The organism is Niveispirillum cyanobacteriorum (assembly GCF_002868735.1).
Classification (GTDB): domain Bacteria; phylum Pseudomonadota; class Alphaproteobacteria; order Azospirillales; family Azospirillaceae; genus Niveispirillum; species Niveispirillum cyanobacteriorum.
In genome coordinates this window covers 2,205,773-2,219,975 of sequence record NZ_CP025611.1, presented here as the reverse complement: position 1 = coordinate 2,219,975, position 14,203 = coordinate 2,205,773, and the positions used below count along the sequence as shown (strand labels likewise).

At 61.8% G+C, this 14,203-nt stretch carries 11 protein-coding genes and 1 tRNA gene; 6 read left to right on the top strand and 6 right to left on the bottom strand.

From position 1 onward, the window contains the following. Positions 1–49: 49 nt before the first annotated feature. Positions 50–1,267 carry a tryptophan synthase subunit beta gene (gene trpB / locus C0V82_RS10250; protein ID WP_102112256.1) on the top strand — a complete coding sequence of 406 codons (1,218 nt, stop codon included), beginning with the start codon at positions 50–52 and terminating at the stop codon, positions 1,265–1,267. Positions 1,268–1,346: 79 nt separating this feature from the next. Next, complete coding sequence (locus C0V82_RS10245) at positions 1,347–2,822, top strand: DNA recombination protein RmuC (RefSeq protein WP_245924056.1); 1,476 nt, start codon at positions 1,347–1,349, stop codon at positions 2,820–2,822. A gap of 31 nt (positions 2,823–2,853) precedes the next feature. Here C0V82_RS10245 and C0V82_RS10240 read toward each other — a convergent pair whose 3' ends face one another. Next, the gene (locus C0V82_RS10240; protein ID WP_102112255.1) at positions 2,854–3,876 is read right to left on the bottom strand and encodes an alpha/beta hydrolase; all 1,023 of its coding nucleotides are present in this window, start codon (positions 3,874–3,876) and stop codon (positions 2,854–2,856) included. 210 nt (positions 3,877–4,086) lie between these two features. On the opposite strand from C0V82_RS10240, the gene C0V82_RS10235 reads away from it, so the two are divergent. Then, on the top strand, positions 4,087–4,530 hold the full coding sequence (locus tag C0V82_RS10235; protein ID WP_102112254.1) for a MarR family winged helix-turn-helix transcriptional regulator: 444 nt from the start codon (positions 4,087–4,089) through the stop codon (positions 4,528–4,530). 112 nt (positions 4,531–4,642) lie between these two features. Here the strand turns inward: C0V82_RS10235 and C0V82_RS10230 are convergent, their stop codons facing one another. Beyond that, positions 4,643–5,554, bottom strand: coding sequence for a hydrogen peroxide-inducible genes activator (locus C0V82_RS10230; protein WP_102112253.1), 912 nt, complete (start codon positions 5,552–5,554; stop codon positions 4,643–4,645). Between the two features lie 312 nt (positions 5,555–5,866). Here C0V82_RS10230 and katG point away from each other — a divergent pair, with 312 nt between their 5' ends. Next, positions 5,867–8,080: a catalase/peroxidase HPI gene (katG, locus tag C0V82_RS10225; RefSeq protein WP_102112252.1), complete on the top strand. Its 2,214-nt coding sequence runs from the start codon at positions 5,867–5,869 to the stop codon at positions 8,078–8,080. A gap of 75 nt (positions 8,081–8,155) precedes the next feature. Here the strand turns inward: katG and C0V82_RS10220 are convergent, their stop codons facing one another. Further along, positions 8,156–10,384 (bottom strand): methyl-accepting chemotaxis protein, encoded by a 2,229-nt coding sequence (locus tag C0V82_RS10220; protein WP_102112251.1) that lies wholly within the window; start codon positions 10,382–10,384, stop codon positions 8,156–8,158. Between the two features lie 393 nt (positions 10,385–10,777). On the opposite strand from C0V82_RS10220, the gene C0V82_RS10215 reads away from it, so the two are divergent. After that, positions 10,778–11,671 carry a hypothetical protein gene (locus C0V82_RS10215; RefSeq protein ID WP_102112250.1) on the top strand — a complete coding sequence of 298 codons (894 nt, stop codon included), beginning with the start codon at positions 10,778–10,780 and terminating at the stop codon, positions 11,669–11,671. Positions 11,672–11,750: 79 nt separating this feature from the next. Then, on the top strand, positions 11,751–12,167 hold the full coding sequence (locus C0V82_RS10210) for a dihydroneopterin aldolase (protein ID WP_158659851.1): 417 nt from the start codon (positions 11,751–11,753) through the stop codon (positions 12,165–12,167). Here the strand turns inward: C0V82_RS10210 and C0V82_RS27905 are convergent. From C0V82_RS27905 to C0V82_RS10195, 3 genes are all read right to left on the bottom strand, one after another. Further along, on the bottom strand, positions 12,164–12,949 hold the full coding sequence (locus tag C0V82_RS27905) for a class I SAM-dependent methyltransferase (protein ID WP_102112248.1): 786 nt from the start codon (positions 12,947–12,949) through the stop codon (positions 12,164–12,166). The two genes, C0V82_RS10210 and C0V82_RS27905, sit on opposite strands and share 4 nt — an antisense overlap. Further along, complete coding sequence (locus C0V82_RS10200; protein ID WP_102112247.1) at positions 12,946–13,719, bottom strand: SDR family oxidoreductase; 774 nt, start codon at positions 13,717–13,719, stop codon at positions 12,946–12,948. Before C0V82_RS10200 ends, C0V82_RS27905 begins: the two co-directional genes overlap by 4 nt. A gap of 367 nt (positions 13,720–14,086) precedes the next feature. Further along, positions 14,087–14,177, bottom strand: a tRNA-Ser gene (locus C0V82_RS10195). Between the last annotated feature and the right edge of the window lie 26 nt (positions 14,178–14,203).

Below are 14,203 nucleotides of genomic sequence, written 5' to 3'. Positions count from 1 at the left end.
GCGGGGCGGTCTAGTTTCCCCCGACATCTTTCGTCATCCAGGCAGCGTCATGAACAAGCCCCTGAACAGCTATCGTAACGGTCCCGACGAACATGGCCATTTCGGCATTTTCGGGGGACGTTTCGTCGCCGAAACGCTGATGCCGCTGATCCTGGAAGTGGAAAAGGCCTATGAGGAGGCCAAGGCCGACCCGGAATTCCACGCCGAACTGGCCCACCAGCTGAAGCATTATGTGGGCCGTCCCAGCCCGCTTTACTTCGCCAAGCGCCTGACGGAGGAGCTGGGCGGGGCCAAGATTTATTTCAAGCGCGACGAGCTGAATCATACCGGCGCGCACAAGATCAACAATTGCATGGGCCAGATCCTGCTGGCCAAGCGCATGGGCAAGAAGCGCATCATCGCCGAAACTGGTGCAGGGCAGCATGGCGTGGCCACGGCCACCGTCTGTGCCCTGATGGGCCTGCCCTGTGTTGTCTATATGGGCGCCACTGACATCGCGCGCCAGGCGCCCAACGTTTTCCGCATGAAGCTGTTGGGCGCCGAAGTGCGCGCCGTGACCAGCGGGGCCGGCACCCTGAAGGACGCGATGAATGACGCGCTGCGCGATTGGGTGACGAATGTGGAAGATACCTTCTACATCATCGGCACCGCCGCCGGCCCGCACCCGTACCCGGCCATGGTCCGCGATTTCCAATCCATCATCGGGCGTGAAACCCGCGAACAGATGCTGGAGGCCGAAGGCCGCCTGCCCGACATGCTGGTCGCCTGTATCGGCGGCGGGTCCAACGCCATCGGTCTGTTCCATGATTTCCTGGACGAACCGACGGTGCGCATGGTGGCGGTGGAAGCCGGTGGCCATGGTCTGGACGTGCCCAACGGCCATGCTGCCAGCCTGAAGGGCGGTCGCCCCGGCGTTCTGCATGGCAACCGCACCTATCTGCTTCAGGATGATGACGGCCAGATCCTGGAAGGCCATTCCATCTCTGCCGGCCTGGACTATCCCGGCATCGGCCCGGAACATTCCTGGCTGCATGAGGTCGGGCGCGTCGATTATGTCAGCGCCACCGACCGCGAGGCGCTGGACGCGTTCCAGCTTCTGGCTCGGACGGAGGGCATCCTGCCCGCCCTGGAACCCAGCCACGCGCTGGCCGCCGTCAAGCGCATCGCGCCGACCCTGTCCAAGGATACGCTGTTGGTCATGAATCTCTGCGGTCGCGGCGATAAGGACATTTTCACGGTCGGCAAGGAACTGGGTGTCGCGCTGTAACGGCGCTTGTTCCTGACTTGTTCTCATTTCGCGTGTGGGCTATGCTCCGTCACTGACCCTGTGATGGAGGCTGCTGCCCGTGCCGCTTGACCTGATTTCGCTGCTGGCCGGCGCGCTGGCCGGTATGGTGATCGCGTTTCTCTGGCAGCGTCAGGGGACAGCGACGTTGCGTGCCGAATGCGTCGCTCTGCTGGCCGACCGGGAGCGGGACCGCCACCATATCGGGGAATTGCGGGGTGAACTGGCGCAGCGAGACGGGTTGCTGGCCGATCTGCGCCGACAGTTGAATGCCGAATCGGCGCGGCGAGCGGGGGCGGAGGCAGAGGCGGCGCGGCTGCCCAGGCTGGAGGAAGCGCTGGCTGTGGCCCGCGATGAGCAGGCGGATTTGCAGACCGCGCTTGCTGAGGCGCGCACCGCCCTTGACCATGAACGCCGCGCGCATGCGGACAAGCTCGCGCTGTTGGACCAAGCGCAAGTGCGGCTGGCCGATGCCTTCAAGGCCCTGTCCGCCGATGCGCTGTCGGCCAATAACCGCGAATTCCTGACGCTTGCCCAGGCGCAGTTTGACCGGTTCGGGGAGGTGGCGAAGGGCGATCTGGAAAAGCGCAGCGCCGCCATCGACGCCCTGGTAACCCCCATCCGCGAGCACCTGTCAAAGTTCGGGGAGGCGGTTTCCGGCATCGAACAGGCCCGCATCGGGGCCTATACGGAACTGAAGACCCAGGTCGCCCATCTGATGGAAAGCCAGGGGCAGCTGCGCGCCGAAACCGGCAATCTGGTCAAGGCCCTGCGTAGTCCCGCCACGCGGGGGCGCTGGGGCGAGATCCAGTTGAAGCGGGTGGTCGAAATGGCCGGCATGCTGGACCATTGCGATTTCCATGAACAGGCCAGCGTCAACAATGCCGACGGCAACCGCCTGCGCCCTGACCTGATCGTGCGGCTGCCGGGGGGCAAAAGCATCGTGGTGGATGCCAAGGCCCCGCTGGAGGCATTCCTGGACGCCAACCATGCGGCGGATGATGAGGCGCGGTTGACGCATCTGTCCCGTCATGCCCGACATATCCGCGACCACATGAAGGCGCTGGGGGAGAAACGCTACTGGGCGCAGTTCGATCCGGCCCCGGAATTCGTGGTGCTGTTCCTGCCGGGAGAGAATTTCTTCTCCGCCGCGCTGGAACAGGACCCGGCCCTGATCGAAGCGGGCATCGACCAGTCGGTGATCCCCGCCACGCCCACCACCCTGATCGCCCTGTTGCGCGCCGTGTCCTATGGCTGGCGGCAGGAAGCGCTGGCCCGCAATGCGCAGGCCATCAGCCAGTTGGGCCGTGAACTGCATGAACGGCTGTCGACCATGGCCGACCATATGGCCAAGGTGGGCAAGGGGCTGGGCGGGGCCGTCAACAGCTACAACGCCGCCATCGCCTCTCTGGAAACCCGCGTCATGGTGACGGCGCGCCGGTTCAAGGAATTGAAAGCCACGGCGGGCGGCGACCTGCCCGAGCTGATGCAGCTGGATCAGGTGCCGCGTCTGCCGTTGCCGGAGGGAGAAGGGTGAGGGGGAGAGACTGCCCCTCACCTCGTAACGCTTACTTCGCAAATGCAGCCTTCAGTGCCGCCGCACCCTGGGCGATGGCGGCCTGGGCGGCGGGGGTGGTGGCCAGACCGTTCAGCATGACGAAATCATGGATGGTGCCGTTGTAGCGCGTGGAGGTGACCGTCACGCCGGCCTGGGTCAGCTTCTTCGCATAGGCCTCGCCCTCATCCCGCAGCAGGTCGTTTTCCGCCACGATGATGGTGGCCGTGGGCAGGCCCTTCAACTGCTCCAGGCTGGCCTTAAGGGGGAAGGCCGTCACCTCGTCGCGCTTATCGGCGGGGAAGGTAGCGTCCAGGAAGTAATGCATAGCCTTTTCCGTCAGCCACGGGCCATTGCCGAACGCCTGATAGGAGCTGTTAGCCGACACGTCATCGGTGACGGGGTAGAACAGCAGCTGATGGCGGATGATGGCCCCCTGCCGGGCCTTGGTCATCAAGGTGATGGCGGCGGCCATGTTGCCGCCCGCACTGTCACCGGCGACGGCGATGCGGCTGCCATCCAGACCGTATTGCGCGCCGTTCTTGGCCACGAACTGCAGGGCGGCATAGCCCTGTTCATTCTGGGCTGGATAGACGGCTTCGGGGGCGCGGTCATAATCGACGAAGACCAATGCGGCGCCGGATGCGGCGGACAGCTCGCGGATCAGATGGTCATGGGTGTTGCGGTCGCCCATCACCCAGCCGCCGCCATGATAATACATGATGACGGGCAGCAGGCCCTTGGCGCCTTCCGGCTTCACGATACGCACCGACACCTTGCCCGTGGGGCCGACGGGGAAGCTGGTATCCTGCACGCTGGTGGCGGCGGATTTCAGCGTCTGGGCCTGGGCGCCGGCCAGCACGGCGCGGGCGTCGCTATAGGACAAGGTGTAGATCGGCTTGCCCCCCGATGCCGCCACGGCGTCGACAAAGGCTTTGGTTCCGGCCTCCAGCACGGGGGCGTCGGCCAGGGCCGGGCCCGCCAGGGCGGCAACGGAAAGGGCGAGGGCGGCGACGGTGTTACGCAGGCTGTTCATGATGATCTCCTGTCTGTCCGGTTTAGGGGGGGCGCCGGTTCGGTGCCCGTCATTCGATGGATGGATTAATATCGTCCGATTTAATCGTGTACGATATATTTAAACAGATGGCGGCCATGCAGCAAAAGCGCCTGCGATCATATCGTGTGCGATGCAATATGGAAGGTCATCAGCGCTTAACCCCCACCCGCATGCCCCACAGGTGCCGCCATGTCCGACGCTCCCGCCCTGAAACTGGGCGATTTCATCTGCTTCTCGCTCTATTCCGCCAGCCACGCCTTCACGCGCGTGTATAAGCCGCTGCTGGACCGGCTGGGCCTGACCTATCCGCAATATCTGGTCATGGTGCTGTTGTGGGAGAGGGATGGGCAGACGGTGGGCCAGATCGGCGAACAGCTGTTCCTGGAAAGCAGCACCCTGACCCCGCTGCTGAAGCGGTTGGAGGCGGCGGGCCATGTGCGGCGTGAACGCAACCCCGCCGACGAACGCCAGGTTCTGATCCGCCTGACCGACAGCGGCCGCGACCTGAAGGACCAGACGGTCGATTTCTTCGAGCACTTGACCCAGGCCGTGGGCATGGGGTTGGAGGAAATCACCGAACTGCGCGACAATATCCAGCGGTTGCGGGCGAACCTGAACCGGTTTGCGGGGTAGGGTTTGCCGCAAGCACAGGCGTCGTCGTAGGTCAGGTCGAGGCGGCGCCTCGCCCTGACAGCATTGGATTAAAAGCCGTTTCTGTCAGGGTTCGCCGCTGGCTCGACCTGACCTACGCAGCATGCTTCGCCCGTTGGGCCTCCCCCGACCGGCGTACGAGGTCGGCGATGTCGAGGAGCTGCTTCGAGAGTGGGCTGGATTTGCGCCAGACCATGCCGATGGTGCGCGACGGTTCCGGGTCCTTAAAGCGGGCGATGGAAACGGCGGCGGATTTGGTCTCCACCCCCACCGCCATTTCCGGGATCAGGGTGACGCCAATGCCGGCCCCCACCATCTGCACCAGGGTGGAGAGGGACGACCCGTCCAGCAATTCGCGCGGCAGGGCGCTGTTCATGTTGCAGAAGGACAGGGCCTGATCGCGGAAGCAATGCCCCTCCTCCAGCAGCAGCAGGCGCATTTCGCGCAGCGCCTCGGGGCTGGGTACGGGCTTGCCCTCCTCCTCCGCCGGGCGGACCAGTACAAAGTTTTCGTCGAACAAGGCCACCTCCGTCAGGGATGGTTCCGACACGGGCAGGGCGACGACGGCGGTATCCAATCGCCCTTCGAGCAGCTCATGCAGCAGCTTGGGCGTCACCGTTTCGCGCACATGAATGTCCAGGTCGGCATTCATACGGGTCAGGTCGCCGATGATGGATGGCAGCAGGTAGGGGGCCACCGTGGGGATGACGCCGATACGCAGCCGCCCGGCCAATTGATCGCGCGCGGCGCGGGCAAGATCGCCCAGCTCATCAACCGACCGCAGGATGTCGCGTGCGCGGGCGGCGAATTCCTCCCCGAACCCGGTCAGCCAGATTTGGCGGGGCCCGCGCTCAAACAGGGGTGCCCCCAACCCCTCCTCCAGTTCCTTGATCTGCATCGACAGGGCGGGTTGTGAGATGGCGCAATCATCTGCCGCGCGCCCGAAATGACCTAGCCGCGCCAGCGCATCGAAATAGCGAAGCTGCTTCAATGTCAGGTTAGTCATAAGTACACCTTATTAACGCAATCAGAAAATCCGACTTAATCTTATCACATAAATTTGCTAAGTCTTAGTTCGCGAGGATGAGGAGCCCCCATGTCCCAACCGCGTCGCGTCACATCACCCCGATGGATCGCGGGTTCCGGGTTACCGGAACGGCAGGGGGCTTTGTGCGCCGGTCCGGCGGGAAATGCCGGGGCCGGTCGATATGTTCACCAATACCGAAATCTGACGTCCTGATGGGCGCGACGCCGCTTGTGCGCGGCGAACTCTTTCGTGCCCGCTACCGCCGTAATCGATCCATGACAGGAGATAAGAATGGACGGGAATAATTCGGGGAGCGCTGCCAAGTGCCCTGTGCTGCATGGGATTCGTCCCAACGCCACCTTTGGTGGCCGATCCAACCGTGACTGGTGGCCCAACCAGCTGAACCTGAAGATACTGCACCAGAACACGGCCCTGTCCGACCCGTTTGGCGGCCGGTTTAACTATGCGGAGGCGTTCAAGGGCCTGGATTACGCAGCGCTGAAGGCCGATCTGACGGCGCTGATGACCGACAGCCAGGATTGGTGGCCCGCCGATTACGGCCATTATGGCGGCCTGTTCATCCGCATGGCCTGGCACAGCGCCGGCACCTATCGCACGTCGGACGGGCGCGGCGGGGCGGGATCGGGCACGCAGCGTTTCGCGCCGCTGAATTCCTGGCCCGACAATGGCAACCTGGACAAGGCGCGCCGCCTGCTCTGGCCCATCAAGCAGAAATATGGCAAGGCCATTTCCTGGGCCGATCTGATGATCCTGGCCGGCAATGTCGCCCTGGAATCGATGGGTTTCAAGACCTTCGGCTTTGGCGGCGGCCGCCCGGACGTGTGGGAGCCGGAAGAAGATATCTATTGGGGCAAGGAAGACACCTGGCTGGGCGACAAGCGCTATAGCGGGGATCGCGACCTGGAAAACCCGCTGGCCGCGGTGCAGATGGGCCTGATCTATGTGAACCCGGAAGGGCCGAACGGCAACCCGGACCCGATGGCGTCAGGCCGCGACATTCGCGAGACCTTTGCCCGCATGGCTATGAATGACGAGGAAACCGTGGCCCTGGTGGCCGGCGGCCATACGTTCGGCAAGGCCCATGGTGCCGGCGACCCCGCCCATGTCGGGCCGGAGCCGGAAGGCGCGCCGTTGGAGGCCATGGGACTTGGCTGGCTGAACAGCCTGGGCACCGGCAAGGGCGTGCATACCATCACCAGCGGTATCGAGGGTGCCTGGACGCCCACGCCGACGCAGTGGGACAACTCCTATTTCGACACGCTGCTGGGCTATGACGAATGGGAACTGACCAAGAGCCCGGCGGGCGCGCACCAGTGGAAGCCTAAGGACCCGGCGGCGGCCACGACTGTTCCCGACGCGCACGACCCGACAAAGCGCCACGCGCCCATGATGACGACGGCAGACATGGCGCTGCGCACCGATCCGGCCTATCTGGAAATCTCCAAGCGGTTCCGCGCCAACCCGGAAGAGTTCGCGGACGCTTTCGCCCGCGCCTGGTTCAAGCTGACCCACCGCGATTCGGGTCCCAAGAGCCTGTATCTGGGGCCGGAAGTGCCTGCCGAAGACCTGATCTGGCAGGACCCGATCCCCGCCGTTGATCACCCTCTGATCGACGCCGCCGATATTGCGACGCTGAAGGCCAGCATCCTGGCGTCCGGCCTGTCGGTGCCGGAACTGGTGGGTGCGGCCTGGGCGTCGGCTTCCACCTTCCGGGGCTCCGACAAGCGCGGTGGGGCCAATGGCGCCCGCGTCCGTCTGGCCCCGCAGAAGGACTGGGTCGTGAACCAGCCGGCGCAGCTGGCCAAGGTTCTGGGCGTGCTGGAAGGCATCCAGGCAGGGTTCAATGGCAGTTCAGCGGGCGGCAAAAAGGTGTCGCTGGCCGACCTGATCGTGCTGGGTGGTGTTGCGGCGGTGGAGAAGGCCGCCGCTGATGCCGGCCATGCCGTTACGGTGCCCTTCACGCCGGGTCGCATGGATGCCAGCCAGGATCAGACAGACGTGGAAAGCTTCGCGGTGCTGGAACCGGTGGCCGATGGTTTCCGCAACTATCTGAAAACTGAGTATTCGGTGCCGGCGGAAGAAATGCTGGTCGACAAGGCCCAGCTTCTGACGCTGACGGCTCCGGAAATGACGGTGCTGGTGGGCGGCATGCGCGCGCTAAACGCCAATACCGGCGGGGCACAGCACGGGGTGTTCACCAAGCGTCCGGGCGTGTTGTCCAACGATTTCTTCGTCAACCTGCTGGATGCCAGCACGGTCTGGAACGCCACCGACGGCACCCAGGGTGTGTATGAAGGCCGCGACCGCACCAACGGGTCCATCAAATGGACAGCCACCCGCGTCGATCTGGTCTTCGGTTCCAACTCCCAACTGCGCGCGCTCGCCGAGGTTTATGGCAGCAGCGATGGCGAGGCGAAGTTCGTGAACGACTTCGTCGCCGCCTGGACCAAGGTGATGAATGCCGACCGCTTTGATGTGAAGTAAGCGGGGGCGGTGTTGAAGGATGATGGCGGCCCCGGGTGACCGGGGTCGCCATTTGTTGTTGAAGACGTCGCTCCCTCACGCCGCCAGCAGCCGCTCCACCGTGTCGCTGGTCTGGTCGTTGAGGCGGAATTGCAGGCGCAGGCGGTCGCCTTCCTGTTGGATCACGCGGCCGGGCAGGGACTGACCGGACAGGCGCAGTTCAACCTCTGTCCCCGCCGGCACAGAGGCACCGGTCAGGGCGCAGCCGCCCAGGCCGATATCGGTCAGGGTGACGTCGAACCGGTCGATCTTGCCGCGCAGACCGTGGGCCGTCAGCTCACCGTGCAAAGTGCAGGGGCGGCGTTCGAACTGGCGTCGTTCGCCGGCCTTCTGCATGGCGCAGAGGAATTCCTCCACATCAGCGCGCAGCCGTTCGGACTGCTGCGACAGGTCGCCGGCGGCGGCCAGAAGCTGGGTGGAGGCGACCTTGGTGAATTCGGCACTTTCGCGCACGCCACCCAGGCTTTCCGTCACCTCGCGGGTGCGGTCGGCGGCCTCTGTCACGTTGCGGGCAATCTCGTCCGTGGCGGCACCCTGTTCGGTGACGGCGGATGCGATGGCACCGGAATTGCCATCCACCTCCCCGATGATGCGGGCGATGGTGGAGATGATGCCCACCGCATGACCGGCGGCCCCCTTCACGGCATTGACCTTTTCCTGGATCTCGTCCGTGGCCTTGGCCGTCTGGCTGGCCAGGTTCTTCACCTCTGACGCGACTACGGCGAAGCCCTTGCCGGCCTCTCCGGCGCGGGCCGCCTCGATGGTGGCGTTCAGGGCCAGCAGGTTGGTCTGGGCCGCGATGGCATGGATGAAATCAACCACGGCACCGACGCCGTCCACGACGCTGGCCAGTTCATCCACCACGCCGCGCGCCTTGTCCGCCTCTGCAACCGCTTCCTTGGTGGTCAGAGAGGTGCGTTCGATCTGTGCCCCGATCTCGGCACTGGACGCGGCCAGTTCCTCGGTCGCGGCGGCGACGGTCTGGGCGTTCTGGGTGGCGCGGTCGGCGCTTTGGCCCGCAATGCCGGTGCGGTTGGTGGTCTCGTCCGCCTGATGGGACAGGTTGCGGGCCGTCGCCTCCAACTCGGTCGACGCACTTGCGAAGGTGCGCAGCTGACCGCTGACGGCCATCTGGAAGTCACGCACCAGTTCCTCCAGCGAGGCCTGACGCCGGGCGCGGGCCTCCTGCTCGCGCTGCTGCGCTTCTTCCAGCTCACGGTTGCGCAGTGCATTGGCCTTGAACACGGCCATGGCGCGGGCCAGGGCTCCCACCTCATCCTTCTGTTCGGCGAAGGCCACCTGCACCGTCAGGTCGCCGTCGGCCAGCTGTCCCATGGACCGGGTCAGCTGCCCCAAGGGCGCGATGATGTAGCGCAGGACCACGAACAGCACGGCCCCCGCCGCGATGGCGAACAGCAGGGCCGTGACGGCCAGCGTGATGATCTGCTCCTTGTGGAACTTGCCGATGCGCGTATCCAGCAGGCGCGACAGGTCGGCGGAGCCGGCGGCATACAGCGCGTCGATGCGGGCCAGGGCGGCGTTGGTGGCCGTGATGTCCAGGGCCTGTGCCTCCGCCTGGGTCAGCAGGGCCTTGAAGGCGGCCTGAACATCGGCGTCGGGCTTGGTCAGGGCCTTGGCGACGCTGCCATCGGCGCTGGCATCGATGGCGGCCTTCACCGAATTGCCCGACCCGTCGGCCACGGCCTTCAGCCCGCCCAGCGAGACATAGAGATCGACCTTCTCCTCTGCGCTGACGCTGCCATCGGCGTAGAGCTTGTGGGTCAGGCTGTACATGGCGCTGGTCTGGTCCAGCAGGTCCGGCAGCTTGATCAGCGCCAGATCCATGACGTAGTAGCTGTCCAGATCAGGGTCCAGGATCAGGTTAGACTTGTCACCCACCCGCGTGATCAGGGCGCGCAGGGCCGTGCGGGCCGGGCCCGTCGCCGTACCGGCACCCAGGGCGGCCACGGTGTCCTTGACCTGGGTGGCGGCCTCCATCCCTTCACCATACTGGCTGTCCAGCTTCTTCACCTGATCGGCCAGGGCCTTGCCATCCACGCCGCTGCCTGCAATTTCTGCCTTGGCGAGCGTCATCTGCACCTGTGCCAGCCCGCGCAGGTAAAGCGTGCCCTGCTGTTCCTTCTCGGCAAAGCCAATGGCCTCACCTTGTTTTGCGACCAACGCCCAGAGCAGGAAGGCCACAGGCACCAGGAACAGCAAGGACGCAAGGCCCAGCTTCGGGGTTATGGGCAGATCACGCAGCATCGGCAGAACTCTCCAGATTGGCACTAGTGAGGAAAGTGAACGCGGCGGTGGCGTGCCCGTTGGGTTCGGGCGGAATTTTCACAGAGTCTAACTGGGATTTGCGTGGCCCGGAATACGCGAAATGGCGGAGGGCCTTTGACGGTGTAGTGTGTTGATGCCGCAGTGGGATGCGATCTACACCGCCACCGTCGGTCCGGCCCCATGTCGCATCTGACTCATGCAAGCTGCCAGCGCTAGACGTGAATGCTTAAAAACTTGACAGTTTTTGTTTCGGAGCCTCCCATGCAAACGTGAAGACTGCCGGAATGGGACAGATTGCAATAAAAAAAGCCAGGACTGACGCAGTCTTAATGGGTTTTACACTCTGTCATCGCGAAATGGATCACGCGGAATATGTCTAACGATCTCCTTCAGAATGTTCGTATCGCCACAATACCCGTAAAGCTTAAAATAACCGGGTTTCTGGCGGCTGTAATTATTTTAGCCTTAAACATGTATGTCATTCAAAAAGGGTTGGGTGACAATAGAGAATTCTGGGTTGTCGCGGGATCCCAGCTGCTTGCCGTCCTGCTTCCAATCATTCTTATTTTGGTGTTTTTGCAATTTGCCCATTCAGGGGGCGAGGCCCTCATTGACCGGACACAGTCCGTGCTCATAGACAAAATTCCGCGCGAACTCTCAAAAGTCGTTGAGCATAAGAAGAAAGTCTTCAAGCCTTATCAGCATGAAACAGGATTTCTGAATTCCATTCTGCGGTCGGTTTCTTTCTCTGACCGCCGCTCGTCGGCAGATATGCTGCTAAAGGATAGGCCGAAGACTTGTATCGAGATATGCCATGTGCGGGGAGATTGCTTCGCCGATTATCGGCTGTTGTCCGAAGGGAAAGAAATTTATTTGCGAGTGGAGCTGATCGTAAAGCGCGCAAATGTGAATATATGCATCCCGGAGGCACATTATTGCAAGGTCAAGAAGCTGGTGTCGTGCTTGGCTGAAATCGGTGAGAAGAATGCCGGTGACGAAGCTGTGTCTCATATCGCAGATCCGCTAAAGAATACGCTGGTTGGAGCGAAGTCTGCCGGCTACAGCATAAATCCAGCACCAATTGAAAGGGTTTTCGACGGTAACAGGTACTGTGCCATCGTACTTGCCAGACAGCTTGCGCCAGACTTCCTTTGGGATCCTGCGGAACAACTTTATTTCTGTCAGGACTTGATGTTTATGCTTCGGGCCATATTGTCAGAATGGAATTTTGAGGCCGATACCGGCGCTGCTGACCCCTCTGCCTGACGCAGGCTCCACACTATCAGCGACGGCTTGGGTTCTTAATGTCGCGATAGGGCTTTGTAAGATAGAATCGGAGAAAAAATTGAACGGAATCACATCTTATGGTAACGCCTTGTGTAATTTGGAAGACGCGCAGAACTACCTGCGCGTGCGGCTTCTGAACGTTACTGTTGACTGTAGCGTAGGCATTCATCCTTGGGAACAGTTTCCAGAACGGCCCAACCGCCTAGCTGTTAACGTGGATATGTATTGCAAGGGCTATGCAGATGCCAGTGGGTTTGAGGGCGGTGGAATTGTCGATTATGACCCCATCCGGTCCTTCATTTTGAGCTGGAACAAGCGCCCCCACACTCCTTACCTGGAGACTCTGGCAGAGGCGCTTATCGTTGAATGCTTCCGTGATGCACGCGTTGATGCAGTATGCGTGTCCATTCTCAAGCCGGGCATTTTCAATGAGACGGCAGGCGCTGGAATCGAGATTTTCCGCAAACGCTCCTAAATGGGCTCCATTTCTGACCACGGCCGGGCGAACTTGAATTTCGGTTTGCCGCTGATGCGCGGAGCTTCGAGTCCCCTATAGAGATCCAAGGACCTGACGCTCCTTGCCACTATATGAAGCTCATCGCTCAACGAATGGAAGTATAGGTGATGTTTATCCATAAGCATTTTCAAGCTTTTGGCGGAATGGAAACAGCAATGGCCATTCCGAGGCGATGCATACCACCAGTCTTGATTGCCTATCTCTGTTCGCAGAAGGGTCGATATAATCAGCACTCCGGTATCAGAACATGAGGCCAAGAGGGAGCCGATTAACCAATCCTGGTCGGGTACATGCTCCATAACCTCAAACGCAGTGACGATGTCATACATGCCGTGCGGGCGGGTGGTATTGCCATAGTAGGGGTCGTAAACGTTAGCCAGCTTGCCATTGCTTCGTAGCATATGTGCGAGCGTCCCCTGCCCACCGCCGAAATCCAGCAATGTGCGGAAGCCGAGGAATGAGTTTAGCCAGTTTGCCAGGCTTGCCGGCCTCTCATACTCAAACGGCGGGTCGCAGAGGCGATAATCACCATTATAGATGCGGGCAAGGAAGTCGCTGTCGCTCCATGCCTCAAATTCCGGGTACCATGCGAAATCGCACAGACCGCAGGCATGTAGACAAAAGGAGCCTATGTTATCTTCGTACAGGCGATGGCCCTCGAAGTAATCCCCGCAGGATACATTGAACTCCTTGGCGAGGATATTTTTGGCGGGGCCCCGGCATATAGGGCACGTCCTCATAGCTTTTGCTCCGCACGGGCTTCAAACATCACGTCTCGATTGCGTGGCTGCAAATGTTGTCCGCCGTCCACCGTGATTGTTCGGCCAGACATCAAAGGCGCCTCAAGGCAGTATGCGACGAGTGCCGAAATATCAGCGGGCGTGCAGCCGCGACCGAGTGGTGCGGTCGCATGGGCTGTCTGGAAATCTTCTTCCGTCTGGTCACCGCTGGGCAGACAAAGCCCGGGTGCAATTGCCAGAACCCTGACACGGCCTTGCCACGCCATTGCGCTAAGGCGGGTGACCCCTTCAAGGGCGAGCTTGGTTGCCGTGTAGCTGAAGAAATCGGGGTTAAGATTTGAAATTTTCTGGTCCAGAATATTCACTATGCACCTGTCTTCCAGGCTTTCGCCCTGATTGGCGAATGCCTGGGACAAGAGCGTGGGGGCACGCAGATTGACGGCAAAGGCATGATCCCAGTTTTCAGCCTTGAAGCTGTCCGCCTCATCGAATTCAAATACCGATGCGCTGTTCACCAACGCCCGAATTGGGCCCAAGGCGGCCTGTGCCGCACTCACAACCTGGATGCCGACATCCGGTGCTGCCAGATCGGCCTGAATCAGGGCCGCCCGGCGGCCCAGTTGCTCCACTTCTTGGGCGACAGATTCTGCGTCTGACCGGGATGTCCCGTAGTGAATGGCCACATCCCATCCCGCCCGCGCCAAGTGCATCGTTATGGCCCGCCCAAGGCGCTTGGCAGCGCCAGTTACGATCACCGTTTTTGATCTCATGGCGAGCAGCCTAAAGTCAGTGGGCGGATGGGTCGCCGCTAGCAGCGGGCTTATCAGGAAGTAGCATGGCGGGCCGCCACCTCAAGCGGGGGCCTTTTACCTCCGTTGAACTTTTCGCACCAGCCGCATGAAGGTCGGGTCTGTTGGGACGGCTTCAGAAAGAGCCGGAAGGCCCGACGCCCAAAGCTGTCATGCGACCAGCGCGCGCAATGCATTTTTCTGCCCGAAGGTTTTGCAACTCGTCCAAAACGGCCATGGCGGCAAGTGTTATCCGCGCCCTGCGTTCGGTAGCGAGGGTGGTGCAAAATGCCAAAAGCCTCCTGGAGCTTTTCCAAGAGGCCTATTTTTCATCGCCTTAGCGAGAAAATGGCGGAGGGGATGAGATTCGAACTCACGATACGCTTTTGACGTATACCCGCTTTCCAGGCGAGCGCCTTCAACCACTCGGCCACCCCTCCGCACTGGATGGGCGCGGAACATAATG